23 protein-coding genes are annotated in these 25222 nt (G+C 72.9%); 6 read left to right on the forward strand and 17 right to left on the reverse strand.

All coding sequences use genetic code 11. The features are described 5' to 3' along the window. The first annotated feature begins 304 nt into the window (after nt 1–304). A complete protein-coding gene (locus CP977_RS04180) occupies nt 305–532 on the forward strand; it encodes a DUF5133 domain-containing protein (RefSeq protein ID WP_030213745.1) in 228 nt (75 codons plus the stop codon). Nucleotides 533–749: 217 nt separating this feature from the next. On the opposite strand, the gene CP977_RS04185 is transcribed toward CP977_RS04180, so the two are convergent. From CP977_RS04185 to CP977_RS04235, 11 genes are all read right to left on the reverse strand, one after another. Next, the gene (locus CP977_RS04185) at nt 750–911 is read right to left on the reverse strand and encodes a DUF5670 family protein (protein ID WP_030213748.1); all 162 of its coding nucleotides are present in this window, start codon (nt 909–911) and stop codon (nt 750–752) included. A 224-nt stretch (nt 912–1135) separates the two neighbouring features. Next, nucleotides 1136–1903: a GvpL/GvpF family gas vesicle protein gene (locus CP977_RS04190; RefSeq protein WP_152369636.1), complete on the reverse strand. Its 768-nt coding sequence runs from the start codon at nt 1901–1903 to the stop codon at nt 1136–1138. Nucleotides 1904–1908: 5 nt separating this feature from the next. Then, nucleotides 1909–2628, reverse strand: a complete 720-nt coding sequence (locus tag CP977_RS04195; RefSeq protein ID WP_062757627.1) for a GvpL/GvpF family gas vesicle protein — start codon at nt 2626–2628, stop codon at nt 1909–1911. A 121-nt stretch (nt 2629–2749) separates the two neighbouring features. Beyond that, on the reverse strand, nt 2750–3013 hold the full coding sequence (locus CP977_RS04200; RefSeq protein WP_062757629.1) for a GlsB/YeaQ/YmgE family stress response membrane protein: 264 nt from the start codon (nt 3011–3013) through the stop codon (nt 2750–2752). A 91-nt stretch (nt 3014–3104) separates the two neighbouring features. Beyond that, nucleotides 3105–5099: a SpoIIE family protein phosphatase gene (locus tag CP977_RS04205; protein ID WP_152369637.1), complete on the reverse strand. Its 1995-nt coding sequence runs from the start codon at nt 5097–5099 to the stop codon at nt 3105–3107. Nucleotides 5100–5129: 30 nt separating this feature from the next. Further along, nucleotides 5130–6710 carry an oleate hydratase gene (locus tag CP977_RS04210; RefSeq protein WP_152369638.1) on the reverse strand — a complete coding sequence of 527 codons (1581 nt, stop codon included), beginning with the start codon at nt 6708–6710 and terminating at the stop codon, nt 5130–5132. A 184-nt stretch (nt 6711–6894) separates the two neighbouring features. After that, the gene (locus CP977_RS04215; RefSeq protein WP_152369639.1) at nt 6895–8322 is read right to left on the reverse strand and encodes a cellulose binding domain-containing protein; all 1428 of its coding nucleotides are present in this window, start codon (nt 8320–8322) and stop codon (nt 6895–6897) included. A gap of 13 nt (nt 8323–8335) precedes the next feature. After that, nucleotides 8336–9835 (reverse strand): beta-N-acetylhexosaminidase, encoded by a 1500-nt coding sequence (locus CP977_RS04220; protein ID WP_062757636.1) that lies wholly within the window; start codon nt 9833–9835, stop codon nt 8336–8338. Nucleotides 9836–9844: 9 nt separating this feature from the next. Beyond that, entirely contained in the window at nt 9845–10594 is a 750-nt protein-coding gene (locus tag CP977_RS04225; RefSeq protein ID WP_308017230.1) for a carbohydrate ABC transporter permease, read from the reverse strand. Between the two features lie 116 nt (nt 10595–10710). Beyond that, nucleotides 10711–11610 carry a carbohydrate ABC transporter permease gene (locus tag CP977_RS04230; RefSeq protein ID WP_229991542.1) on the reverse strand — a complete coding sequence of 300 codons (900 nt, stop codon included), beginning with the start codon at nt 11608–11610 and terminating at the stop codon, nt 10711–10713. Continuing rightward, nucleotides 11607–12881: an extracellular solute-binding protein gene (locus tag CP977_RS04235; protein ID WP_229991541.1), complete on the reverse strand. Its 1275-nt coding sequence runs from the start codon at nt 12879–12881 to the stop codon at nt 11607–11609. The genes CP977_RS04230 and CP977_RS04235 overlap by 4 nt, the downstream gene beginning before the upstream one ends. 210 nt (nt 12882–13091) lie before the next feature. Here CP977_RS04235 and CP977_RS04240 point away from each other — a divergent pair, with 210 nt between their 5' ends. From CP977_RS04240 to CP977_RS04255, 4 genes are all read left to right on the forward strand, one after another. Further along, nucleotides 13092–13859, forward strand: a complete 768-nt coding sequence (locus CP977_RS04240) for a GntR family transcriptional regulator (RefSeq protein WP_062757641.1) — start codon at nt 13092–13094, stop codon at nt 13857–13859. A 31-nt stretch (nt 13860–13890) separates the two neighbouring features. Then, entirely contained in the window at nt 13891–14655 is a 765-nt protein-coding gene (locus CP977_RS04245; RefSeq protein ID WP_062757643.1) for a GntR family transcriptional regulator, read from the forward strand. 60 nt (nt 14656–14715) lie between these two features. Continuing rightward, nucleotides 14716–15747 (forward strand): hypothetical protein, encoded by a 1032-nt coding sequence (locus tag CP977_RS04250; RefSeq protein ID WP_062757644.1) that lies wholly within the window; start codon nt 14716–14718, stop codon nt 15745–15747. Between the two features lie 455 nt (nt 15748–16202). After that, nucleotides 16203–17234: a terpene synthase family protein gene (locus CP977_RS04255; RefSeq protein ID WP_062757645.1), complete on the forward strand. Its 1032-nt coding sequence runs from the start codon at nt 16203–16205 to the stop codon at nt 17232–17234. Nucleotides 17235–17270: 36 nt separating this feature from the next. Here the strand turns inward: CP977_RS04255 and CP977_RS04260 are convergent, their stop codons facing one another. The 5 genes from CP977_RS04260 to CP977_RS04280 all read right to left on the reverse strand — a co-directional run bounded on the left by CP977_RS04260 (nt 17271) and on the right by CP977_RS04280 (nt 21552). Continuing rightward, nucleotides 17271–18584, reverse strand: coding sequence for a cytochrome P450 (locus tag CP977_RS04260; protein ID WP_183953341.1), 1314 nt, complete (start codon nt 18582–18584; stop codon nt 17271–17273). Between the two features lie 129 nt (nt 18585–18713). Continuing rightward, a complete protein-coding gene (locus CP977_RS04265) occupies nt 18714–19361 on the reverse strand; it encodes a GTP-binding protein (RefSeq protein ID WP_062757649.1) in 648 nt (215 codons plus the stop codon). After that, the gene (locus CP977_RS04270; RefSeq protein ID WP_062757651.1) at nt 19342–19698 is read right to left on the reverse strand and encodes a DUF742 domain-containing protein; all 357 of its coding nucleotides are present in this window, start codon (nt 19696–19698) and stop codon (nt 19342–19344) included. The genes CP977_RS04265 and CP977_RS04270 overlap by 20 nt, the downstream gene beginning before the upstream one ends. Next, nucleotides 19695–20102: a roadblock/LC7 domain-containing protein gene (locus CP977_RS04275; protein WP_229991540.1), complete on the reverse strand. Its 408-nt coding sequence runs from the start codon at nt 20100–20102 to the stop codon at nt 19695–19697. The genes CP977_RS04270 and CP977_RS04275 overlap by 4 nt, the downstream gene beginning before the upstream one ends. Nucleotide 20103: 1 nt before the next feature. Next, on the reverse strand, nt 20104–21552 hold the full coding sequence (locus CP977_RS04280; RefSeq protein WP_062757653.1) for a sensor histidine kinase: 1449 nt from the start codon (nt 21550–21552) through the stop codon (nt 20104–20106). Between the two features lie 675 nt (nt 21553–22227). On the opposite strand from CP977_RS04280, the gene CP977_RS04285 reads away from it, so the two are divergent. Then, the gene (locus CP977_RS04285; RefSeq protein ID WP_208421443.1) at nt 22228–23394 is read left to right on the forward strand and encodes a glycoside hydrolase family 64 protein; all 1167 of its coding nucleotides are present in this window, start codon (nt 22228–22230) and stop codon (nt 23392–23394) included. Nucleotides 23395–23473: 79 nt separating this feature from the next. Here the strand turns inward: CP977_RS04285 and CP977_RS04290 are convergent, their stop codons facing one another. Continuing rightward, entirely contained in the window at nt 23474–25198 is a 1725-nt protein-coding gene (locus tag CP977_RS04290; protein ID WP_062757657.1) for an acyl-CoA dehydrogenase family protein, read from the reverse strand. Nucleotides 25199–25222 lie beyond the last annotated feature (24 nt).

The raw sequence follows: 25222 nt of genomic DNA on the forward strand, positions 1-25222 counted from the left end.
GCACCACAGCGGTCCTGAGCACGGCCACGACCGTGGGCCGGACCACCGCTGCCCCGGTGCGACTCCGACCTGATCGTTGTCATACGACAATAAACGACGACCCTACTCTCCTGTGATCGTCACGAGGAGGGCGACGGAGGATCGGGCGGCCGGAACGCGCCGGTGCGGCGGGGCCGGCCGGTCCCGGGGGTGTCGTCTCCTCGCCAGGGTGCCCGGCCGGCCCGGCCGCATACAACGGGGAGGCCGGGGTATGCGGCGCATCGAACCGGGCGGTCGGCGCCCTGACGGCGAGGGGAGACCCACTGTGTTGATGGCCCATCCCGCGGTGTTGAGCAACCTGATCGAGCAGTACGAGACGCTGAGGGTGCTGCACGCGGAGGACGGAAGCCCCGAGGTGCGGCAGCGCATGGACGACATCGCGTACACACTGTGCGTCTCCACCGGAACGCGCGACGTGGACACGGCGCTGGTCGCCGCCCGCCACCGCCTGCCCGGTGCGCGCCCCGAGGACGACTCGGTGCTGATGGCCTGATTCCGTACGACGGGAACGACGGGAACCCGGCACACCCCTCCGTGGGGCGTGCCGGGTTCCGCCGTTTCCCGGGGCGTCTCGGACCAGGGCCGTTTCCCGGTTCCCAGGGTTCTCCGGCGTTTTCCGGGGGTTCCGGGGTTTTCCGGGCCGGACGCACGGCCGCGCCCGCCACCGGTGTCGGTGGCGGGCGCGATCGGTGTCGTCGGCGAGGTGCCGGTTACCAGCGGTACCAGCGGCCCGTGCCGCCCTTCGGCCGGGCCACGAAGCCGAGCAGCCAGAGGACGAGCACGATCACGGCCACCCACCAGAGGGCCTTCACCGCGAAACCGGCGCCGAAGAGGATCAGCGCGAGCAGCAGAACCAGCAGAAGAGGAACCATTTTCGTCGACCTCCGAATTCTCACGCACCCCTGCGCCCGTTTTCCCGACCGCCGGAAATCCCCGCCCCCATGGGCGGGAATCCGGGTCTTTCCTCACGGCGGCCGGAAAACGGATCCGGGGCACTGGACAAACAGTCAAAGATTGTGGGGAGCGCCTTCGGGGAAGGGCGGCGCTCCACGGGGAGGGACGGCCCCGGGGCTCCGGAGCCGCCCCTCGGCGCGTGTCAGATGCGGCCGCCGGTGAGCCGGGTGAGCGGGCCGCGCGAGCGCGTCCCGGTCCGGCGTCCCAGGGCGTACGCACCGGTGAGCGCGGCCGCGCCGAAGGCGGCGGTGCCGCCGGTGAGCGCCTTGCGGGTGCGTACGGCGTTCCACACGAGGCCGCCGGTGCCCCGGACGGCGTGGACGGCCGCGAGGGTCTTCTCGGCGAGGGGCGCGGGAAGCGCGGTCAGCGTTCCCGCCACCGCTCCTCCGGCCCCTTCGGAGCCCTTTTCCGTCTTTCCGGACGCCGCCGGTTTCTCGTCGTTCTTCTCCGATGCGCTCATGTTCTTCGTGTAGCCGGGCCGGGCGGGAACAAACCCTTTTCCACGGAGTTCGCCGGTCGTACGGCCCGGCCGTCGGCCGAGGGCTTCCGAGAGGCCTTCCTCTCCCTCTTCGAGGAGGCGGCGCACGCCCGGTTCGCCGCGGCGGACGGTCCCGAGCCTCAGGGGGACGGCGGTGGTCCGGCGGCCCGCCGCGGCCAGCACGCCGTGGTGGGCCCTGGCCATCCTCGCGAGCCAGTCCGGGTCCTCCAGCCGTTCGCGCAGGGGCGCCTCGCCGAAGTCGGCCGCCGGAACCGGTTCCACGAGGGCGGTGAGGCCCCGGTGCTCGACGGTGGTGAGCCCCCCGCCCAGGGTCACGTCGGGCGGGGGGTCGGCGGGCGGCCCGTCCACGTCGGCGGAGCGGACGACGGCGTACACGTACAGCAGCGGTTCGTCTCCGGTGAGCGGTCCCACGGGATTCAGGCCTCCTCGACGAAGCTGTACGGGGGCAGTGGCCCCATCACCTGCTCCCGCAGGTGCTCGTGCTCCTGGTGGAGGGCGCGTACGGCCTCCAGGAACTCGTCCCGCCGCTCGCGCTCCACGAGGAACGACAGGTCGGCGAGGCTCCCGGCGCCCTCCGGGCGGCGCACCGTCGCCGCCGCGTAGGGGGCGAGGGTCCGCTCGACCAGGTCGGCGTCGGTCCTCTCGCGGTCGGCGACGGCCCGCGCGAGCAGCTCCTCGGGGGTGCGCCCCTCCTCGTGGGCGCCGTCGCCCGGCGTGCGGCCGGCGGCGTGCCGGGCCATCAGGTCGGGGTCGTCGGCGAGCACCGCGTGGAGCACCGCCTCCTCGTCGTGGTGCACCTTGAGGTTGAACTCGTCCTTGCCGTCGAGCGCCCTCAGGCGTTCCGCGTAGACGTCGTGGTGCTCCTCCAGGATCGCGGCGACCGTCGCGTCGTCGGGGGAGATCCTGCCGAACCGCAGGGGCAGGACCGGGCCCTCCCGGCCGGCCTCGATCACGACGTGCTGGTGGGCGAGGAGGTCGCGGCGCTCCGCCCGCTTCCCGGTCGTCGCGTCGCTGCACAGGGCCACCAGGCCGCCGCCGCGCACGGCGCGCACGGGGCGCGGGGGGTCGCCGATGCCCTCGATGCCGTCGGGGAGCTTCCGGTCGGCCGGGGCGATGCCGTAGACGTAGGTGCTCATTGCTTCTCCTCCCGGTGGGGCGGAGCGCGGCGACGCGGCCCGTCGCCGCTGCTCCTGGTCCGCGTTGCCGGGTGTTCCCGCCCCAAACGGGGCGAAGGGGACCGGACTTGGCGGGGCGGATTCAGTCGAGGCCCTTCACCCGGGTCAGCGCGGCGACGCCGAGGGCGGCGAGCAGGACCTGCGCCAGCCACTCGGTCCAGTCCGGGCCGGAGGTGTCGGCGAGCCCCGTCACCCGCGCGAGCGCGGTCCCGACGAGCGCCGCCGCGATGCCGACGACGACGGTCCACAGCGGGCCGAAGCGCTGACGCCCCGGGACGACGAGCCGTCCGAGGGCCCCGACGACCACCCCGACGACCAGGGCGCTGACGACTCCTGAGATCTCCACGGCCGCCTCCTCGGTTCGCGGACGGTGTCCCGGACCCGTCTGCCCGCCGGGCGCGACTCCACGCCCGGACCGCGGCGGGCGGTCCGTCCGCTCAGTCGTCCGCCGTCTCCTCCTCCGCCTCGACCTCGGCCCAGATCGTCTTGCCCTCGGGCGTGTAGCGGACGCCCCAGTTCTCCGCGAGGGTGGCGCAGATGAGCAGCCCGCGGCCGCCCTCGTCGACGGCCTTGGCGTGGCGCAGGTGGGGCGCGGCCTGGCCGGCGTCGCTGATCTCGCAGATCAGGGTGGCGGAGTCGGTGATGAGGCGGAGGACGATCGGGGCGGCGCCGTAGCGGATGGCGTTGGTGACGAGTTCGCTGACGACGAGGGTCGCCGTGAACGGGTCGACGGGGTGGTTCCACTTCCGGAGCTGTTCCTCGACGTGCCCGCGCGCGATGCCGACGGCGGAGAAGTCGAAGGGGACGGTCCACTCGGCCAGTTCGTGCGACGACAGGTGCCGGGTGCGGGCGACGAGCAGGACGCGGTCGGGGGCGAGGAGCCGGGCGACGTCGTCCGCCATCGCCTCCGGGGAGCGCCCCGGGTGCGCGAGGGCGTTCACCAGGTCCTCCGTGCGCGGGCCGCCCTCGCCCGGCGCCATGCAGAGGGTGCTGCCCTCGGGGAGGACGAGGGAGGCGCAGGCGAAGGGCGGCCCCTCCCCGCCGAGCAGCGGGCCGTCGTCGACCGGCCGGGTGTCGACCGACCCGTCGGGGCGGACGACGGCGAACAGCGAGGTGCCGGCGCGCGCGACGTCGAGCCGTCCCCCGACCGGGTCGTGGACGGCGACCGTGCAGCTCGCCGTCGCGCCGTCTCCCCCGGGTCCGGTCTCCTGCTCCCCGGCGAGCCGGAGGGTCGTGGCGTGGAGGCGGGCGAGCAGTTCGTGCGGTTCGAGGTCGAGGGTGGTCAGGCTGTAGACGGCGGTCCGCAGCCGGCTCATGGTGGCGACGGCGCTGAGTCCGGCGCGGTCGACCTGGCCGACGACGAGCGCCACCCGGGCCCCCGACAGGGGGACGACGTCGTACCAGGAGCCGACGCCGCTGCCGTCGGGCTGGTTGCGCCGGGCGATGTCGACGGCCCTCTGGGTGGCCTCCTCCTGGCGCAGCGGCCAGCTCTGGAGCGCCGTCATGACGATGTGCTCGCGGGTGAACCGCAGGGCGTTCTCCAGGCAGGTCGCCGTGCGGGCGGCGATGCCGTCGGCCAGTTCGAGGTCGTCCTCGTCGTACGGTTCGGCACCTTCCGCGCGCTGGAAGACGACGGCCCCGAAGACCTGCCCCCGGACGAGCAGCGGGGCCACGAGCCGCGTCCCCCCGGCCCCGTCCTTCTCCGGGGAGAGCAGCCGGGGTTCCGTGGGCAGCACCTCCCCGAAGATCCCGGGGAGCAGGAGGGCGCCGGCCGTCGGGATCCGGGGACCGCTCTCCGTCCCGCCGGTCGCGGTGCAGCGCAGCAGGGGCGCCGGGTCGTGGGACCGGAGGCCGGGTTCCCTGCCCCGCAGTACGGCGTCGGTGAGGGCGACCACCACCGTGTCGGCGAACCCGGGCACCGTGACGTCGACCAGTTCCCGGGCCGTGCGCTCCACGTCCAGGCTGGAGCCGATCCGCTCGTGGGCGTCGTGCAGCAGCCGGAGGCGGGCCTGCGCCCGTTCGCGTTCGGTGACGTCCGTGGTGGTGAGGACCACGCCCAGGACCCGTCCGGCGGCGTCGAGGAGGCGGTGGGCCGCGACGGAGAAGACGTACTCGCTGCGCGGATCGGTGAACGGGCGTCCCCGGACGAGGTGGTCGAGCCTCGGCCGGCCGGTGGCGAGGACCTCACGCAGCATCTCCTCGTCGACGTCCACCCCGAGGGGTGCGTACGCCTCCGTGGCGGGCAGGCCGACGATCCGCTCGGACGGGATGCCGCGGACGCCGACGGCGACCGGGTTGACGCGGACGACGCGCAGCTCGGTGTCGAGGACGTGGAGGCCGACGTCCGACTGGGTGAAGATGGCGTCCAGGACCGCCTCGTCCCACTGGTCCGGGGTGGTGGGGCGGGGGGACCGTCCGGGGTCCGCGTTCATGCGTCCCTCTTCCGTGTCGGGCCGGGCACGTCAGGCCAGGGCGGTTCTCAGCGCGGACCGGGCGACCTCCGGGTCGGAGAGGCCGTGGTACATCGGCGGGATCCCCCGGTCGACGCCGAAGTGGTGGTGGACGGCGATCATGGCGGAGCGGACCGCGTACTCGACGGTGGAGACGGCGCCCTCGGGGATCTCGACGAACCGGCCGAGGAAGGCGAAGTTCACGGCGCCGTCCGGGACGACGAGGGGGCGGTCGGAGGCGGCGCGGCGCTGGAACGGGGCGCCGGCGTAGGGCATCTGGACGGTGGTGACCCGGGTGGTCTCCCGGACCTCGTCGGCGATGTCGTCGAAGCCGAGGTGGCCGAGGAGTTCGTCGAGGACCTCGGCGCCGGTGCAGGCGTCCATCGTCTTCGGCACGTGGTCGCCGGGGACGCCGCCGGACAGCGCGTACCCCCACAGGGTGTACGTGTCCTCCTCCTGGTCGCGGAAGTGGGGCTGGGGCGGCACCGCGACCGAGAGGAGCCAGCGGGAGTCCTTCCAGGTCATCAGGGCGCCCTCGCCGGGGACGTTGCCGGTGTACTTCTGGATGCGGTCCAGGAGGAGGCTGCCGGTGGTGGTGAGCGTGAAGGACTCCCGTCTGGTCTCCTCGATGTTCCCGCAGAAGGCGGTGGGGCGCCCGAAGTCGGGGGCGTTCCTGGCGATCGACTCCCACAGGCGCCAGGAGCCGTCCCGTCTGCCGCGGACCAGTTCGGGGACGGTGGTGCTGTCGCCGTAGGCGGTGTCGGCACTCGCCGAGCCGAGGGTCAGGAAGGCGTAGTCGTCCTCGCCCAGTTCGATCGTCCCGGCCTCGGCGCCGTCCCGACGGAGGTGCAGCCGGGAGAGGCGGCGGGCGGCGGGGCCGGAGAAGTCGGCGTCGGCGACGGTGACCCCGAAGTCGGTGCGCACTCCCCGGGCGGTGAGCCACTCCCGGATCGGGCGGACGACGGAGTCGTACGGGTCGTACCTGGTGCGCCGGACCCCGGACAGGGTGTGGAGGCGGTCGAAGTCCTGGACGAAGGCGAGGAGGTGCCGCTTGAGTTCGACGGCCGAGTGCCAGGCCTGGAAGGCGAAGGTCGTGCTCCACATGCACCAGAAGTGGGTGGTGAAGAAGTGCGGCCGGAAGAAGTCGTCGACGCGCCGGGTCCCGATCAGCCGCTCGGGCAGGGCGAGCAGCCGGGTCAGGTCGACGCGGTCGCGGGCGTCCAGGCCGAGTTCCGAGGCGTCGGCGATCGTGCGGTCGCCGTTGACGAGCCGGGCCCTGGCGTGCGTGGGGCGTTCGGCGTTGAAGGCGCGGATCTCCTGCCGTACGGAGACCGCCGGGTCGTCCGGGGTCGGGATCGTCTCCAGGAGGTTCCACAGGCAGACGCAGTGCTCGTCCTCGAACATCGGGTCGTAGCGGGTGACGTGTCCGCCCTCGCGCGTCGGGGCGCGGGCGCCGTCCGCGGCCGGCCGCTGTTCCAGGATGCGCACGTTCTCGCCGGGGACGCCCGCGTCCCGGACGAGGAAGGCGGCCGCGGCGAGCGAGGCGATGCCGCCGCCGACCAGGTGGACCTTGGAGTGCTTCGATGCCGGCACGGGCTGACCTCCGGTTTCGGTGGACGGACGCGACGCGGGCGGTCGGGCGGTCGGGCGCGGCCCTGGTGTCGACCCTGGCCCGGGGCGGCGGGGCGGGCGAGGCGGAAGGGGCCGTACGGGTGAGCCCCCCGTACGGACGGCCCCGCCGCACGGGCGCGCGTGCGGCGGGGCGGGGGCGCGCCGGTTACGACGCCGGGACGGTGTCCTCGAAGGCGGTGCCCGCCGAGCGGTAGGCGGCGACCTTGGCGGCCACCTGCGCCGGGGTCAGGACCTGGTCCTTGACGTGCAGGACGTAGTCGACCTTCTGGTCGTAGGAGCGCGGGGTGGTCGAGGTCTGGCCCGCGAGGTCGATCAGCCACTGGTTGAAGTTGATCGACATCGGGCGCTCGGGCAGGTAACGGGCGTCGTGGCGGCCGAACTCCTGGCCGTCGACGTAGTACACGATGCTGTTGTCGTCGATGGTCAGGACGAGGTCGTGCCAGCCCGCGTAGCTCGCCCGGACCTCGGAGTGCTGGTTGACGGCCTCCCAGGGATCGGGCCGGTAGGTCTCCCACGAAGTGGTGTAGAGGATGTTGGCGGGCTCGCCCCAGCCGCCGTTGGGCAGGTACTCGAAGTCGTACTCGGCGTAGTCGTCGGCCATCGGGGCCTTGAGGTCGTTGATGGTGAAGAAGGTCTGGACGATCCGGTCGCCGTCGGGACCCGACACGGGGGCGTCGGAGAAGCGGACCCGGGCGGCGTAGGTGCCGTTCTTGAACTTGGTGGCCTTCGTCAGGACCTCGGTGTGCCGGGTGGACTCGTTGGTGCCCGCGGTGGAGGACCGCAGGTTCATGATCGAGTTGGTGCCCTCCTTGGCGAAGGTGACGTTCTCGGGGGCCCAGGTGGCGCCGGGCACGCCGGGGCCGCCGGAGTTGGAGCGGACGCTCCAGCCGTGGGTGCCGATCGCCGGATCGGTGTGCCCGGTGTAGTCGAAGTCGTCGAAGAGGGTGGCCCCGGTGGGCGGCGGGGTCGTCGGGTCGGTCGGCGTGGGCGTCGGGGTGGGTTCGTTGCCCGCCGGGGCGGTGCCCCAGACGGGGACGCCGCCGACGGTCGCGGTGACCTTGGTCCAGTCGGTGTACGCGGTCTGCGCCGGGCCGAAGGAGTAGTCGTCGCCCTGGTTGAGCGGCTGCCAGTTGGAGCGGTGGAAGCGCAGCTGCATGTCGCCGGTGTCCGCGCCGGGGGCGAGGGTGCCGGCCCCGGCGGTGAAGCCGACCTCCAGGTAGCGGTCGGCGGTCGCGGTGGGGTGGGCGAGGGTCCCGAAGGTACCGGTGATGTTGGCGCAGCCCTTCACGGCCCAGGAGCAGGCGTAGGTGTACGAGGCTCCCGCGTCGGCCTTGAAGTAGTAGCGCACCTTGACCTGGCTCAGGGGCACGCCGGTCGTCCCGGTGTTGACCACCTTGAGCCAGGGCTCGACCTGGTCGCCGCCGGTGGCGCTCTGGCGGTACTGGACGGCGACGGCCTCGCCGGCGGCGGCGGCCGGGAGGGCGGTGAGGGCGGTGGCGCCGAGTCCGGTCACGGCGGCGACGGCGAGCGCGGCGCGGAGGCGCACGGTGCGCGTCCTGGTCTGGTCGCTCATGGGGTTCCTCTCCTCAGAGGTGGGGGACGGGGGTTGCGGTGGTGGAGAGACGGCGCGGCACCCCGAGGGCGTCGAGCCGGGTCCTGTGGTGGCGCAGGCGCTCCTGGAAGCCGGGCCAGTCGTGGCGGCCGGTCCAGACGACCTCGGCGAGGGCGCAGAGCCGGGGGAAGGTGAGGTACTCGGCGTGCGCGGCGGTGGGGACGTACTCGGTCCACAGCTGGACCTGGGAGCCGAGGACCCGGGCGGCCTCCTCGGGGCTCCAGTCGGCCGGGGCCGGGTCGTTGCCGTGGACGGTCCGCAGGTCGACCACCTCGCCGGCCTGGCCGGGGGGTTCGGCGGGACTGGTGGACTGGGGGTAGTCGAGGTACGTGGTGCGGTGGGGCGCCATGACGACCCGGTGGCCGCGGCGGACGGCGGTGCGGCCGTGGTCGGAGTCGCGCCAGGGCATGACGGTGAAGTACTCCGGGAGGTCGGCGCCGTTCTCGGTCCAGCTGAGCGGCCGGCGCCCGGCCCGCAGCAGGTGCTCCCCGATCCGCCCCATGAACCAGCCGTGCAGGGCGTCGGGCCCGGAAAGCCCCTCCTCGGCGACCCGCCGGAGGGCGTCCGGGGAGGTGTGCCACTCGGTGGTGGGGCACTCCTCGCCGCCGATGTGGACGTACGGGGAGGGGAAGACGTCCATCACCTCGTCCAGGACCGTGCGGCAGAAGTCCATGGCGGTGTCGTGGACGCCGAGGACGGTGTCGCACACGCCCCACCGGTCCCACACGTCGTAGGCGCGGCCCGGGGTGTTGCCCAGTTCGGGGTGGGCGGCGAGGGCGGCGCGGACGTGGCCGGGCATCTCGGTCTCGGGCACGACGGTGATCCCGCGCTCCGCCGCGTAGGTGACGAGTCCGGTGAGTTCGGCGCGGGTGTAGGCGCCGCCGTGGGGCTCGCCGCCGATCTCGGTGAGGCGGGGCAGGGCGGCGACCGGCATGCGCCAGCCCTGGTCGTCGGTGAGGTGCAGGTGGAGGACGTTGAGCTTGTGGAGGGCGAGGAGGTCGACGTACCGGCGCAGGTAGGAGACGGGCCTGAAGCGGCGGGCGACGTCGAGCATGGAGCCCCGCCAGGGGAAGCGGGGGGTGTCGGTGATCTGCACGCAGGGCAGGGTCCAGGCGACGCCCGCGACGGGCTCGTCGGCGAGGGCTTCGACGGGCAGGAGCTGGCGGAGCGTCTGGATCCCGGCGAGGAGGCCCCGGGGGTCGGCGGCCCGGAGCAGGACGCCCCCGGTGCCGACGGTGAGGCCGTAGCCCTCCTCGCCGAGGCCGGTGAGGGCGGGGTCGAGGGCCAGGACGACGGAGCCGTCCGGGCGGGCGGGCAGCGGCAGGCCGGTGGCCGGGCCGAGCAGGGTGCGCAGCAGCCGGGCGGCGCCCTCGGCACCGGGGGTGACCTTGAGGGCGGTCGCGGCGTCGAAGGTGAACCGGCCGGGCAGCGGCGAGAGGTGGGTGGGGTCGGGGACGAGGCGGGGCAGGGGCATCGCGGTGCGTTATCCCTTCACGGCTCCGCCGGTCATTCCGGCGGCGACCCGGCCCTGCAGGACCAGGAAGAGGACGAGGACGGGCAGGGCGAAGAGCGTGGAGGCGGCCATGGTGGCGCCCCAGTCGGTGCCGAAGACGTTGGAGAAGGACGAGAGCCAGACGGGCAGGGTGCGGTCGTCCTGGTTCTTGATGATGAGCATGTTGGCGAAGGCGAACTCGTTCCAGGCGGTGATGAATCCGAAGAGCGAGGTCGCGAGCAGGCCGGGGGCGAGCAGCGGGAGGGTCACCCGGCGGAAGGCGGCGGCCCGGGTGCAGCCGTCGACCTGCGCGGCCTCCTCCAGTTCGGCCGGGACGCCGGCCAGGAAGGAGCGGAGGGTGACGACGGTGAAGGGCAGGGTGATCATGAAGTAGATCAGGCTGAGGGTGGGGAGCCGGTCGAGCAGGTCGGCGTCCCGGGCGATGACGTACATCGGGATGAGCAGCGCCTCCCAGGGCGCCATCTGGGCGACGAACACCATGAGGAGGAAGGCGCGCCGGCCGCGCCAGCGCATCCGGGCGACGGCGAAGGCGGCGGCGAGGGCCACCACGAGGGCGAGCAGGACGCAACCGGCGGTCACGAGAAGGCTGTTGCGCCAGAAGGTCCAGAAGCCGTCCGCCGCGACGGCGCGCTCGAAGTGCTCCAGGGTGACGGAGAGGGGCAGGAAGCCGGGGGTCTCGGACTGGATGTCGCGGGTGGGCCGGAAGGCGGTGAGGACCATCCAGTACACCGGGAAGACGGCCACGAGGAAGGTGATCGCGGCGGCGGTGTTCAGGGGGAGCCGCCGCAGGGCGCGGGGGGTCGTCCGTCGTGCGGGGTTCACCCGTTGTACGGGGGTCACCGGTCGGCCTCCTGTCGGAGCAGCTGGCGGAAGTAGGCGATCAGGACGGCCACGAGGAGGAGGACGGTGAGGGTGGAGACGGCGGCCCCGAGGTCGTAGCGGTGCAGGGACCGGGCCACCCGGTAGGCGTAGACCGGCAGGGTGGTCGTCGCGTCGCCGGGGCCGCCCTTGGTGACGGCCCAGATCTGGGCGAAGCAGCGGAAGACCCAGATGACTTCGAGGCAGAGGACCAGGCCGAAGACCGGCCGCAGGAGGGGCAGGGTGACCGAGCGGAAGATCCGCCCGGCGCCGGCCCCGTCGAGCCGGGCCGACTCGTACAGCTCGGCGGGGACGGTCAGGAGCGCCGAGTGCAGGGTGATGGCGACGAAGGGGACCGACTGCCAGACCACGAGCAGCACCAGGACGGTGAACGCGGCGGGACCGTCGGCCAGCCACGAGTACCCCTCGAAGGACTCGAACCCGAGGCGGACGAGCACCCAGTTGACCACGCCCGTGCGGGAGGCGAAGAGCCACTGGAAGACGGTCGTGGTGGCGATGACCGGGCTGGCCCAGGCGAGGACGAGCCCGCTGGTCACCAGGATCCGCATGCGCCGGCCGAGCCGCTGCGTCATCAGGGCGACCAGGGTGCCGATCACCATGATCAGGGCGACGTTGACCAGGGTCCACCAGAAGGTGCGGCGGACGACCTCCCAGAAGACGGGGTCGGCCAGGACGGTCCGGTAGTTGTCGAATCCCGTGAACCCGGCGCCGCCGCGGATCAGTTCCCCCATGCCGTACTCCTGGAAGGAGATCAGCAGGTTGCGGGCGAGGGGGTAGCCGAGGAGGAGCGCTCCGCCGAGGACGGTCGGGGCGACGAGGAGGTAGGGCCACAGGGCGGGCCCGTGGGGGCGTCTCACGAGCCGAGGGTCCTGGTGATGCTCTCGGACGCGGTGCGCGCCGCGGCGGCGGGGTCGGTGCCGGTGAGCACGGCGGTCATGTACTGCTTGATCGGGTTGGTGGCCTCGACGGCCGCCCACTGCGGGGAGTTGGGGGTCGCCCGGCCCTGGGCGGCGCTGGCGGCCATGACGGCCGTGCCCTCGTCGTCCTGGACGGCCCCGGCGAGGGAGGTGCGGTTGGGGACGTAGCTCATCGTCCTGGCCATGTCCGTCTGCCACTTCTCGCCGGCCAGCGCCTTGACGACCTCGTAGGCGGCGTCGGGGTGGGCGGAGGCCTCGGGGACGATGAGGTCGGAGCCGCCGGTGAAGACCGCGCCGGGCTTGTCGGCCGTGCGGCCGGGGACGGGGAAGAAGGCGAGCTTGCCCTTGAGGGCGGGGTTGATCTCCTCGACGATCTTCGCGCCGCCGGGGACGGCGACGATCTGGGCGACGTCGCCCCCGGCGAAGACCTCGGCCTGCGGGGGCTTGGACTCGTCGGCGTCCTTGGGGCCCTTCCCGAGGGCCTGGAGCTTCCGGTAGAAGTCCATGCCGGCGAGGGCCTGCGGGGTGTCGAGCGCGCCCTTCCACTTCCCGCCGTCCTGGACGGCGAGGTCGCCGCCGGCCTCCCAGACGAAGCCGGAGAGGGTGTACCAGTTCTGGCCGGGGAGGTAGATGCCCTGGACCTTGCCCTTGTTGAGCTTGGCGGTGGCGGCGAGCCATTCGTCCTGGGTCTTCGGCGGGGTGACGCCGGCCCGGGCGAAGAGGTCCTTGTGGTAGATCACGACGCGGTTGGCCGCGTACCAGGGGATGCCGTACTGCCTGCCGTCGACCTTGCCGGGCTCGGCGAGGCCGGGGATCCAGTCGGCGCCGTTCAGTTCGGCGACCTTGTCGCTGAGGTCGCGGACGCCGCCGCCGGCCGCGTACTGGGCGACCTGGGTGTTGCCGACCTCGATGACGTCCGGGGCGTCCCTGCTGGCGAGGGCGGCCGTGACCTTCTCGCCGATGCCGTCCCACTCCTGGATCTGGATGTCGAGGTCGATGTCCTGGTGCTCCGCCTCGAAGCCGGCGCGGAAGCGGTCGAGGAAGGCGTCGGTGACGCTGTCCTTCATGATCCAGACGGTGACCTTCTCCGGCCCGCCGGAGGCCTTCGGGTCGTCGGAGCCGCCACAGGCGGTGGCGGCGAGCGCGACGGCCGCCGCGAGGGCGGTGGTCCTGCTGACGGCGGCGGTTCTGCCGAGGGGGCGGATCTGCACGGGGCACCTCGCTGCATGGTTGACCAATTGGTCAAGTGGTCAGGCGTGTGAGCAGAAGGTGACACGGACCGTTCCGGCCGTCAATCCCCGGTAAAACATGTCCCGTTCACTCGACGACAGGTCAAGTCGCCGGGTTACCATCGGACTTACCAGTTGACCAGTCAGGATCAACTGATCAGCCAGGGAGAACGGGATGTCAGGGAGAACGGGATGAAGGACGGCTCCTCCAGCGGGGTGCTGAAGCGGGAGCGGGTACGGGAGCACCTGCTCGGTCTGATCGAGGCGGGCGGTCCGGGCGACCCCATCCCGTCGGAGCGCACCCTCTGCGCCGCCCTCGGCGTCTCCCGGCCCACCCTGCGCGCGGCCGTCGACGAACTCGTCGCCACGGGCGCGCTCGTCCGGGAGCACGGTCGCGGCATGTTCGTCGCCCCCGCCAAGATCGTGCAGCAACTCGCCCCGGACGAGGCGGCGTTCACCGTCCCCCGCGCGGCGGGCAGCTGGTCCAGCACCGTCCTGGAGTCCGCCACGGTCCGGGCCGGCGCCCGCATCGGACGCCGGCTCCGCCTCTCCCCCGCCGCCGAACTGCTCTACGTCGCCCGGCTCCGGCTGGTCGACGGCTCTCCCATGGCCATCGAGCACCTGCACATCCCGGCGGACCTCGTCGGCGCCGCGCTCACCCCGGAGGAGCTGGAGGCCGGCGACCTCTACGACCACCTGCGGGAGCACCACCGGGTCCGGGTCAAGGAGGCGACCCAGTCGATCGAGCCGACCGTCGTCAGCGAGGACGAGGCCGCGCTCCTGGACGTCCCGGTCCTCTCCCCCGCGCTCCTCATCGAGCGCCTCACCCTGGACACGGCGGGCCGGCCCGTCGAGTACGTCCACTCGGTCTACCGGGGCGACCGGTACCGCATCGTCTCCCGCCTCGACTTCACCCGCGACGGCGTCGTGACCTCCTCCACCGAGGGGGATGCATACTGACCGGCGGACGGCACGGCGGGGAGGGGCGGGCATGGAGCTCAAGCGGGAACGGGTACGGGAGCACCTGCTGACCGTGATCGACGGGCGCCGCCCCGGCGACGCCATCCCCTCCGAACGCACCCTCTGCGCCGCCCTCGGCGTCTCGCGGCCCACCCTGCGCGCGGCCGTCGACGAGCTGGTGGCGACGGGCCTGCTGGTGCGGGAGCACGGCCGGGGCATGTTCGTCGCGCCCGACAAGGTGACGCAGGAGCTGGTCGCCGAGGACCGTGCGGCGGGCGCGCCCCGCAGCCGGGGCGACTGGACGAGCACGGTGCTCGACCTGCGTACGGTACGGGCCGGCGCCCGGATCGGCCGGAAGCTGGCGGTCTCCCCGGCGGCGGAGCTGGTGCACGTGACCCGCCTGCGGCACGTCGACGGCGCCCCGATCGCCCTGGAGCACCTCCACGTCCCCGCCGACCTGGTCCCCGGGCTCACCGCCGCCGACATGGAGGGCGGCTTCTACGCCCACCTGCGCGAGCGGCGCGGCATCCGCACGGCGCACGCGGTGCAGTCCATCGAGCCGACCGTCCTGAGCGAGGAGGAGGCCGACCTCCTCGGCGTCCCGGTCCTCTCCCCCGCCCTGCTCTTCGACCGGACCACCTCCGACACGACCGGCCGCCCCGTCGAGTACGTCCGCTCCCTCTACCGCGGCGACCGCTACCGCGTCGTCTCCCGCCTCGCCCTGGACACCCGCCTGCCCGACCACTCGGAGCCCGGGGCGGGGCGCGCGGGGGCGTGGTGGGGGACGGTGGACTGATCCCCCCGTACCCCGGGGGTGCCCGGCGACCGGCCCCCCGGGCGCCTTAGGGTCGCGTCCATGACCAGGACCACGCCCCCGCGCCCCCTCGACGTCGAGGCGCTCTTCCCGGAACTGGCCGCCTTCCGGGGGACCACGACCCGGCTCCATCCACGGCCCGGCACGCCGGGCCCCTCGGCCAGCTCCGTCGGCGGTCCCCTGCTGTGGCCGGCGGACGAGCCGTGGCCGGTGTGCGACGAGGCACACGGCCGCGGGCGCGGGCGGCGCCCGGCCGACGTCCACCGCTACCGGCAGGTCCTGGACGCTGCGTGGGCCCGCGACCCGGCGTCCGGTCCGACGGCCGAGGAGCGGGACCTCCTGGACGAGTTGCGCCGGGAGCACCGGATCCCCGGAGCCTCCGAGACCGACCCGCTGCCGCTGATCGGCCTCGCGCAGTTGTACCGGCGGGACGTTCCCGACCTGCCGGCGGGGCCGGACGACTGCGATCTGCTCCAGGTGTTCTGGTGCCCCTTCGACGCGCACGGCCCGAGCCGGTACGGCCTGGGGCTGCACCTGCGCTGGCGGCGGTCGTGGGAGGTCGGCGAGGTGCTGGCCCCGCAGCCGCGGCCGCCGGTCGTCGGGTCCGACGGTTTCGTGCCCGAGCCCTGCGTGCTGCATCCGGAGCAGGTGGTCACCTACCCGTTCGCCGGCCTCCTGCCCGAGGAGCTGTGCGCCCGGATCGACGCCTGGGAGGAAGCGCTCGAAGAAGAGGCGGAGGAGGCGGAGGACGAGGACGCGGAGGAGCCGCCCGGCTACCAGTACGACCTGTCCATCCCGCCCGGTTGGCGCGCGGGCGGCTTCGCCTCCTGGCACGCGACCGACCCGTACCCCATGGACTGTCCGGCCTGCGCGACGCCCATGCGCCTGCTGCTGACCGTCGACAGTTCGGAGTGGGACGGCGGCAGCGGCAGTTGGAGACCACTGGAGGACGGGGACCGGTCCGCTCGCGGCGGCGCCACTCCCACACAGGTCACCGTGGGCCGCTGGGGCGAGCTCAACGTGTTCGCCTGTCCCGCCGATCCCGGGCATCCGCACCGCTGGAGCATCCAGTAGCCCGCCGTACGCGAAGCGGCGCGTAGCCGAAAAGAGTCGTCTCCCGTCGGGCGTCGGGAGCCTTCGCGGGTTCGCGCGCGCCCACGGGAACCGTGGTCACCGGTCCCGGCGGTCCGGTGGGGGTCCGCGCCGGCAGGGCCGGTCGTCTCCCTGGACGGCACGTGAGGGGCGGTGGAGCGACCGTTCTTGCCCCTGGTTCATGGAAAGTGCACGGGAAGGACCGTTCCGTTCCGCGAGCGAACCTGTTCTGATGGTGGGTCAGCGATTGTTGGGTGATTGCCGGCCGTTCGCGACGGGCAGGTTTGGAGGGTCGTGGGGCGGGCACGGTCCGGCCTCGCGGCCGGGGCGGTCGTCGTCACGCACGGGCGCGCCGCGCGCCGCCCTCCCCCTGGCAGGCCGCCCGCATGGTGGTCCGCACACCGCGGCGGGCCGAGGAGAGTAGGAGGTCGGTCCCCATGACCGTGCGCACCGTCGAAGACCCGCAGTTGTGGATGCCCCATCCGCTGCGGGTGAACCCCCACCTGTCGGAACTGCACGAGGAGAGCGAGACCTGGGCGCGCGAGATGGGCATGCTGGAGGGGTACGGGGAGGTGCCCGGCCGCCCGGCCATATGGTCCCGGGCCAAGTTCCACGCCATGACCGTCGACCAGCTGACCGCCTGGACCCTCCCCGACGCCTCCCTGCCCGCCCTCCGGCTCAACCACCGGTTCAACATCTGGGCCCTGGCCTGGGACGACCACTTCGCCGCCGCCTTCAAGCAGACCGGTGACCTGGCCGGCGCGCGGCTCTTCACCGCCCGGCTGCACGGCTTCCTGCGGCCCGAGCCCGACGCCCGGCTGCCCGAGCCGGTGAACGCCGTCGAGCGGGGCATCGCCGACCTGCAGCGGCACCTCTTCCCGCCGGGCCTCGCGCACTGGCGGCACGACTTCAACCGGGCCCTGGCGAGATACGTCGACGCGGGGGTCGAGGAGCTGGCCAACAGCCGCACCGGCCGCGTCCCCCACCTGATCGACTACGCGCCGTTCCGGCGGGAGAGCTTCGCCGCCCACACCGCCCCCTACTCCGTCGAGCTGGCGACCGGCGCGCGCATACCCGAGCAGATACGGCACAGCCGGACCGTCCGCGCCCTCCTCGACGCCTTCATGGACTTCATGGGGCTCGCGAACGACCTCGCCTCCTACGAGCGGGAGGTGCACGAGGAGAACGACGTCAACAACCTGGTCGTGGTCGTCGGGACGTCCCTCGGCATCGCCCTCCACGACGCCGTGCCCGCCGCCCTGAACCTGGTGAACGCGCGGCTGCGGGACTTCGAGCACCTCCGGCGGAACGAGGTGCCGCTCCTCGTGCGGCGGGCCGGGCTGCGCCCGGACGAGCGGGCCGAGCTGGAGGCCTGGCTCCGGGGGGCCTGCGGGTTCCTCTCCGGGATCCACGCCTGGTACACCGGGGCGCCCCGCTACACCTCCTCGGACGTCTCGTACCCGGAGTGACGGCGGCGGGGGCCGGACCCCCGCCGCCCTCGGTTCCTACCGCCCGCCCAGCAGGCGCTTCAGGCGCGTCCACCACGAGGCGCGGGCCTCGGACCGGCGCGTCCCGCCGGGGGCGCCCGCCGGCACCGGCGGCACCGGCGGGACCCCGTCGCTCTGGACGGGCGGGGCCGGGAGCGGGGCCGGGCCGTCGTCGGCCCGGGGCGGGCGCGGGGAGAAGCCCACGGGCAGCGCCGTCAGGTGCCGGGCCCAGGTGGTGGAGCGCCAGGTGAGGCTCTCCTCCGGGACGGAGAGGGCGATGTCGGGCAGCCGGGTGAGCAGGATGTCGATGCCGGCGTCGGCGATGATGCGGCCGATGTCCTGGCCGGGGCACTCGTGGGTGCCGGCGCTGAAGGACAGGTGCGCCCGGTTGTGGTGCACGGGGGCCGCGGGGTCCGGGCGGATCGCCTGGTCGACGTTCCCGGCGGCCAGGCCGAGGAGGAGCATGTCCCCCGTCTTGATCTCCTGCCCGCCGAGGACGGTGTCGCTGTTGGCCCAGCGGCCCGGGCACACCATCAGCGGCGGCTCGTCCCAGAGGACCTGCTCGACGGCCTCGGGCAGGGTCATCTGACCGCCGGCCAGCGAGCCGCGGAACCGGGGGTCGGTGAGGACCATCCGCAGGACGTTGGACATGAGGTTGGCGGTCGTCTCGTATCCGGCGAGCAGGATGAGCCGCAGGTGGTGCTTGACCTCCTCGTCGGTGAGGCCGGCGGGGTGGGCCATCAGGGCGGAGGCGATGTCGTGGCCCGGGTGGGCGCGCTTGGCGGCGACGAGCCGTTCGAGGCTCTCCAGGACGAAGGCGTTGCTGGCGAGCGACGTCTCGGTGGCCTTGAAGAGGTCGCGGGCGGCGTGCACGAGTTCGGGCGCGTCCTCGTCCGACATGCCGAGGAGGTGGATGAGGGTGAGCATGGGCAGGTGTTCGGTGAACTGCCCGACCAGTTCCGCGTCGCCCTTCTCGCAGAACCCGTCGATCACCTGGTGGGCGAAGCGGATGACGTGGCGGCGCACCCCCCGGTGGTCGAACTGGCCGAGGCCGGCGGTGAGCGCGCCGCGCAGCCGCTGGTGCTCCTCGCCGTCGGCGCAGACGCAGTCGGGGCGCCAGCCGATCATCGGCATGAGCGGCGAGGTGGCGGGGTCGATCTCCCCGGTGCGCCAGCCGTGCCAGACGCGGGGGTCGCGGGAGAACTGGGTGGGGCGGCTGGCCACGTCGCGGTTCTCCAGGTACCCCAGGACGAGCCAGGCGCGCACGTCGCCGTCGAGGAGGACGGGCGCCACCGGGCCGTGGGCGGCCCGCAGTTGCTCGTACAGGCCCATGGGGTCCGTCGCCGCCGCCTCGCCGTAGAGCCGGGTCGGTCCGTCGGTTCCGGTGGCGGCGTGGGCCGGGCAGCCGGGGGGGCGGGACCCGGCCCGCCTGCGCGGTGGCGTGTTCGGCGGGTGGGAAGGTCATGCGGTCTCCTGGGCGGCGACGAGGGTGTGCAGGTAGTCCATCAGCGAGAGCAGGGCGTCGCGGCAGGACGCCCGGTCCCGTGCGTCGCAGGCGACGAGGGGCACGGACTCGCCGAGGGCCAGGGCGGCGCGCAGGTCCTCCACCGGGTACTGCGGGGCCTCCGGGAAGGTGTTGACGGCCACGACGAAGGGGACGCGGCGGTCCTCCAGGCGGGTGATGACCTCGAAGCAGACCTCGATCCTGCGCGTGTCGACGAGGACCACGGCGCCGAGCGCCCCTTCGAAGATGCCGTTCCACAGGAACCAGAAGCGCTCCTGTCCGGGGGTGCCGAAGAGGTAGAGGACCAGCTCCTGGTTGATGCTGATCCGGCCGAAGTCCATCGCGACGGTGGTGGTGTTCTTGCCCTCGGCGCCGGGGTTGTGGTCGATCCCGACGCCCGCCTGCGTCATGGTCTCCTCGGTGGTCAGGGGCGGGATCTCGCTCACCGCCCCGACCATGGTGGTCTTGCCGACGCCGAAGCCGCCGACGATGACGACCTTGACGCCCCTGGCGCTGTGCGGCAGCAGCATGTCGGTGCCGCGCGGGCCGGGAACGGACGCGGGCGCGTCGGAGCCGACGGGCGCGTCAGAGCTTGCGTAGTCCATGGATCACCGCCTCCAGTAGGCCGCGTTCGGGGTAGGCCGCCACCGGCACGGGTGCGATGGCCTCGACCCGCTCGTCCTCGACGAGTTGGGAGAGCAGCGCGGTGACGACGCTGAACGGAAGGCTGAGGTACGCCGAGACCTCGGCCACCGAGAGCGGGTAGGCGCACATGGTGAGGATGGCCGCCTGCTCGGGTTGCATCGAGGCGTCGGGCGAGGCCCGCGCCACGATGAGGGTGACCAGGTTGAAGCCCTTGGGCGAGGGACCGGAGCCGCCGGTGATGACGTAGAGCGGAACAGGGTTGCCTTCATTCCAGGGGCCCGGATTCTCCGATGTCACATCGCCTGCCTGACGTCCTGCCGGGGCGGGCTGGTCATGTGCTGGCCGATCCGGGCCACCAGCGTCCGCATGCGGTCGCCGAGCAGTCCGGCGTCCACCTCCTGGTCGGCGAGGACCGCGAGGTAGGCGCCGGGGCCGGCCGCCATCAGGGAGAAGTAGCCCCCGTCGGCCTCGATGCCGACCATCCGCGTCGAGCCGTCGCCGTGCGGGAACATCTGGGCGATGGCCCGGGCCAGGCTCTGGATGCCGGAGCAGGCGGCGGCGATGGCGTCGGCGGTGTCGGGCGCCGTGTTCGCCTGCCCGATGCTCAGGCCGTCCGCCGAGAGGATGACCACGTGGCGTACGAACGGAACGCTGCTGACGAGCTCCGTGAGCATCCAGTCCATGTTGGGCAGTGGCTGCATGTTACTCGACCTCATCTGAAGGCTCGCTGGGTGAAGGGGAAGGTTCGGCGGCCGCTCTCTTCTCGCCGTTGAACGCCTCCCACATCAGGCCGGGCTGGGGGGACGGCTTGGAGGAGGACGGTACGGCGGGGGGCGTGGGGCCCGTCACCACGACCGGGATCGGGACGGGCGTCTCGCGCCGCCGCTGCGGGAGGCCGTTGGGGGCCTTCCTGATCTCGCCGGTCTCCATGGCGAGGGCGGGGGACGGCAGGGGCGGGGGCGTCGGCGTGCGGACCGGCGCGGGCCGGGCCGGGCCGCCCGCGGTCCGGTGCGGGCCGGTCGGACCGTTCGCGCGCCTGCGGGCGAAGTCGCTGGGGCGCAGGGCGGACGGGGGCATGGTGGTGATCAGGTTCCGGGGGACGAGGACGACGGCCCGTACGCCTCCGTAGGCGGAGGTGCGCAGGTGGACCTCGCAGTTGTGCTCGCGGGCGAGGCGGCTGACGACGGGCAGGCCGAGCTGGGTCACCTCGCCGAGGCTGGCCAGCTGGATGGTGCGCTGCGACTGCGCCATGACGCGCTCGACGCGCTGCCTGACCTCCTCGGTGAGGCCGACGCCCCGGTCCTCGATCTCGACCACGACGCCGGAGGGCACCTCGTTGGCGGTGACCTCGACGGGGGCGTGCGGCGGCGAGAACGAGGTGGCGTTGTCGAGGAGTTCGGCGAACAGGTGCATCAGCGGCTCGGCGCCGGGGCCGGTCACGGCCACCTCCGCCACCGCCTGGAGCTTGACGCGGGGGTAGTCCACGATGCGCGACATGGCTCCGCGCAGGATGTCGTAGAGCGGGATCGACTTCGACCACTGGCGTCCGGGGCGGGCGTCGCCCAGGACGGCGATGCTGGCCGCGAGGCGTCCGATCAGGGCGTTGCGGTGGTCGACGTCCTGGAGGCCGCGGGAGACCACGATGTCGTTGCCGTGGAGGATCTGCATGGCGTGCAGGTCCTTGGCGAGCTGGTGCACGATCGCCTGGACCCGGCGCGCGATCGCCACGAGGGCGCGCTGGGAGGCGTCCCGGGTGTGCTCCTCGGCCTCCACCGCCTCCAGGAGGGTCCGCAGGGCTCCCTTGAGCGCTTCGGCGAACTCCTTGTCGAGGTGCTTGCCGAAGTCGACGGCGCGCAGGATGTCCGAGGTGGGGTCGCCCTTCTTCAGCCGGGCGACGGCGGCGGGCAGGAGTTCCTCGGCCAGCCAGACGGTGGTGGCCCGCTGGTCGGCGAGCCGCCCGAGCAGGGCGGCCTCGCGCTGCTCGTAGTACCTCTCCGCCTCGGCGGCCGCCCGTGTGTGCCGGGCCGCCTCCGCCGCGCGCAGCCGGCGCGCGGTCCCGGCGGAGGTGAGGGCCGTCAGGAGGACCGCGGCGAGACCGCACCAGGCGACCGGTGTCCGTATCTGTGCAGGGGAAAGGAGGAGCGCCAGCACGGTGGCTCCCGCCAGAACTCCCGGGGGGAGGAGCCATTCCCGGACGACCGGAGTCGGCCGGGCTCTGGAAATCGAACCTGCACGAACCATGAGGAGGGTCCCTAAAGAGTCTGGAATGAGCGGACCGTGGGGGTGTGGTGCGCCGGAAGGAGCGGAGGCGGACCTCATTCGGACACGCGTGCGCATGTCCGAATGAAAAACCCGACGGGCGGAAACCCGGGGGATCGCTCCGGGAATCGCGCTTACGGGCGCTTTCCCTCGCGGCCGTACTCCGTTCACGCGCCCACGGCGTTCATGACTCGCTGTGAGCGCGGCGCAACACACCGGTGAGCATAGTCAGTTCGGGTTCACCGTGTGACTTTGCCGAAAGGACAACCCCCACCGGTCATTCCGGTCGCACAAAGCGACTGACGGCCGTACCTGAAATGCAATAAACCGATCAAATTCTGTCGTTCGATCATCGGGACGCGGGGTGGAAGCGCCCCGTCCGGCGCCGCCGGTTCCGTCGCGGCCATTGACAGGTGCACACCGCCTCCCCATTCTTGAGAGCGCTCTCAAGCGCATCCCCCAGAGCGCGATCCCTCCCGGATTCCCCCCACATGGAGTCCCCCCACCCCCGAGGAGCCCCACGTGTCCGCACGTCACAGGCGCACGCGCGTCCGACTCGTCCCCCTCCTGGTGACCGCCGCGCTGGTCGGCACCGGCGTCACCGTCGCCGTCTCCTCCGACCCCGTCGAGGCCGCCGTCCCCGCCACCATCCCGCTCACCTTCACCAACAACTCCGGCCGCGGGGAGCAGGTGTACGTCTACAACCTCGGCACCGAGCTCTCGACGGGCCGGCAGGGCTGGGCGGACGCGAACGGCACCTTCCACCCGTGGCCGGCCGGGGGCTCCGTCCCCGTCCCCGCGCCCGACGCCTCCATCGCGGGCCCGGCCGCCGGGAAGTCGATGACGATACGGCTGCCGAAGTTCTCGGGCCGCGTCTACTTCAGCTACGGCCGGAAGCTGGACTTCAGGCTGGCGACGGGCGGCCTCGTGCAGCCCGCGGTCCAGAACCCGAGCGACCCCAACCGGGACATCCTCTTCAACTGGTCCGAGTACACGCTCAACGACGCGGGCCTCTGGCTGAACAGCACCCAGGTCGACATGGTCTCGGCGCCGTACTCGGTCGGCGTGAAGCGGCCGGACGGCTCCGTCGCGAACACGGGCCGCCTCAAGCCCGGCGGCTACCGGGGCTTCTTCGACGCGCTGCGCGCCCAGCCCGGCGGCTGGGGCGGCCTGGTGCAGACCCGCTCCGACGGCACGGTGCTGCGCGCGCTCGCCCCGGGCCACGGCATCGAGGCCGGCGCGCTGCCGGCGGGGGTGATGAACGACTACGTCAACCGCGTCTGGAGCAAGTACGCCACGTCGACCCTGACCGTGACGCCCTTCGCGCACCAGCCCTCCGTGAAGTACTACGGGCGGGTCTCGGGCAACGTCATGAACTTCACCAATGGGGCCGGGCAGGTCGTCACCTCCTTCCAGAAGCCCGACTCGGACAGCGTCTTCGGCTGCTACAAGCTCCTGGACGCCCCGAACGACCAGGTGCGCGGCCCCATCTCCCGCACGCTCTGCGCCGGTTACAACCGCTCCACCCTGCTCACCAACCCCAACCAGCCGGACGCCTCGTCGGCCGGCTTCTACAAGGACGCGGTGACCAACCACTACTCCCGCGCGATCCACGAGCGGATGGTGGACGGCAAGGCGTACGGCTTCGCCTTCGACGACGTCGGCGCGCACGAGTCGCTGGTCCACGACGGCAGCCCGCAGCAGGCGTACGTGACGCTCGACCCGTTCGACTAGGCCGTATCCCGGGAACGACGGAAGCCCGTACGACCGCCCCCACCGGGGTGGCCGTGCGGGCTTCCGCGGTGCGGGAGGGTCAGGGCGTCATCTCGTACGCGCCGGACAGCGCCTCGACGCGCTGCCAGACCCGCTCCGAGCGGGCCTCGTCCACGACGGGGCGGCGGACGGCGGCAAGCGCCCAGAGCTGCTGCGGCTCGGTCGCGGAGTCCTTGCCGTGCAGTTCGACGGCGTGCGCGGAGAAGTCGCGGACGAGGACGGCGAACAGCTCGCCGAGGACGTCCTCGTCGAGACCGGTCAGGGCGGCCTGCTCCAGGACCAGCTGTCCGTGGACGACGAGCGCGAAGAGCTGGCCGACGGCGAGGAGCAGGTCGAGGTCGCGGCTCTGCTCCTCGTCCGGGGCGGCCTTGAGGACGAACTCGCAGAGGGCGTCCGCCTGTTCGCGGAAACGGGCGACGTTGGGCACGTGGGCGTACGCGTCGTAGGCGGCGCGCCAGTCGTGGAAGCGGACCGAGCCGAGGCCGCGGGCCGGGCCCTGGCGGAAGAGGAACGCGTCGTCGGCCGCGTCGAGGCGGGTCGGGACGGGCTCGTAGGCGACCGGGTCCAGGAGGTGGTTGCGCATGAACTTGAGGATCAGCGCCAGGTTGACGTGGACGGTGCCCTCCAGCTTCGGCAGGCCCCGGATCTCGACGGCCGCCTCGGCGAAGTAGTTGTCCTTCTCGAAGCCCTTGGCGGCGATGACGTCCCACATCAGGTCGATGACCTTCTCGCCCTCCGTGGTCACCTTCATCTTCGTCATCGGGTTGAAGAGGAGGTAGCGGCGGTCGTCGGGTCCGGCGGTGCGGAAGTAGTCGACGGCCCGGTCGCTGAACAGCTTCATGCCGACCAGCCGGACGTACGCGTCGGTCAGCTCGCGCCGCACGTGCGGGAAGGCGGTGACGGGGCGGCCGTACAGGATCCGGTTCTGCGCGTGGGTGACGGCCTCGTACATCGCGTGTTCGCAGATGCCGATGGAGGCGGTGCACAGGTTGAACTTGCCGACGTTGACCGTGTTGAGGGCGGCGTCGAAGGCGGCGCGGCCGGTGTGCAGGACGTCCTCGGCGGCGACCGGGTAGTCCTCCAGGCGGAACTCGCTGACGTACTTCGAGGAGTCGACGACGTTCTTCACCAGGCGGTACGCGTCGTGGCGGCTGTCGGCGGCGAAGAAGACGTAGCCGTCGGGGCCCTCGACGTCGGTGCGGCGGCCGAAGACGGAGACGAGTCCGGCGGCGTTGCCGTTGCCGATGTAGTATTTGGAGCCGGTGGCGCGGAAGCCGCCCTCGCCGTCGGGCGTGAGCAGCATGTCCGTGGAGTAGATGTCGGCGCCGTGGGTCTTCTCGGAGAGGCCGAAGGCGAACACCTCGCCCTGCGCGAGGAGTTCGGCGGCGCGGGCGCGGGCGGCGGCGTTGTCGCTCTGCCAGACCGGGCCGAGGCCGAGGATGGTGACCTGCCAGGCGTACCAGTAGTCGAGGCCGTAGAAGCCGAGGATCTCGTTGAGGGCGGCGATGCGGGCGGTGTCCCAGCGCTTGTCGCCCTCGTCCTCGCCGGCGGCGGAGGACGGGGTGAGGAAGGTGGCGAAGAGGCCCTCCTCGGCGGCGAAGGCGAGGAAGTCGCCGAGCCAGGCGCGGGTCCGGTAGTCCTCGACGAGCCGGCGCTTGCCGCGCGCCTCGAACCAGTCGACGGTGGCGCGCAGGAGCCGGCGGGTCTCCGGGTCGAAGTGCGCGGGGTCGTAGGTGTGCGGGTTGAACAGCAGCGGGTCGGCCATGACGTCCGCCTTTCCGGCTCGGGA

Origin of the sequence: Streptomyces cinereoruber (genome assembly GCF_009299385.1) — a bacterium.
Lineage (GTDB): Bacteria > Actinomycetota > Actinomycetes > Streptomycetales > Streptomycetaceae > Streptomyces > Streptomyces bikiniensis.

Bases quoted from the DNA above. Each gene is read 5' to 3' on its own strand.
- CP977_RS04185 (WP_030213748.1), bottom strand. From the start codon at position 911: ATGGTTCCTCTTCTGCTGGTTCTGCTGCTCGCGCTGATCCTCTTCGGC.
- CP977_RS04195 (WP_062757627.1), bottom strand. From the start codon at position 2,628: ATGAGCACCTACGTCTACGGCATCGCCCCGGCCGACCGGAAGCTCCCC.
- CP977_RS04205 (WP_152369637.1), bottom strand. From the start codon at position 5,099: ATGAACGCGGACCCCGGACGGTCCCCCCGCCCCACCACCCCGGACCAG.
- CP977_RS04215 (WP_152369639.1), bottom strand. From the start codon at position 8,322: ATGAGCGACCAGACCAGGACGCGCACCGTGCGCCTCCGCGCCGCGCTC.
- CP977_RS04220 (WP_062757636.1), bottom strand. From the start codon at position 9,835: ATGCCCCTGCCCCGCCTCGTCCCCGACCCCACCCACCTCTCGCCGCTG.
- CP977_RS04225 (WP_308017230.1), bottom strand. From the start codon at position 10,594: ATGGTCCTCACCGCCTTCCGGCCCACCCGCGACATCCAGTCCGAGACC.
- CP977_RS04240 (WP_062757641.1), top strand. From the start codon at position 13,092: ATGAAGGACGGCTCCTCCAGCGGGGTGCTGAAGCGGGAGCGGGTACGG.
- CP977_RS04245 (WP_062757643.1), top strand. From the start codon at position 13,891: ATGGAGCTCAAGCGGGAACGGGTACGGGAGCACCTGCTGACCGTGATC.
- CP977_RS04250 (WP_062757644.1), top strand. From the start codon at position 14,716: ATGACCAGGACCACGCCCCCGCGCCCCCTCGACGTCGAGGCGCTCTTC.
- CP977_RS04255 (WP_062757645.1), top strand. From the start codon at position 16,203: ATGACCGTGCGCACCGTCGAAGACCCGCAGTTGTGGATGCCCCATCCG.
- CP977_RS04260 (WP_183953341.1), bottom strand. From the start codon at position 18,584: ATGGGCCTGTACGAGCAACTGCGGGCCGCCCACGGCCCGGTGGCGCCC.
- CP977_RS04265 (WP_062757649.1), bottom strand. From the start codon at position 19,361: ATGGACTACGCAAGCTCTGACGCGCCCGTCGGCTCCGACGCGCCCGCG.
- CP977_RS04275 (WP_229991540.1), bottom strand. From the start codon at position 20,102: ATGCAGCCACTGCCCAACATGGACTGGATGCTCACGGAGCTCGTCAGC.
- CP977_RS04290 (WP_062757657.1), bottom strand. From the start codon at position 25,198: ATGGCCGACCCGCTGCTGTTCAACCCGCACACCTACGACCCCGCGCAC.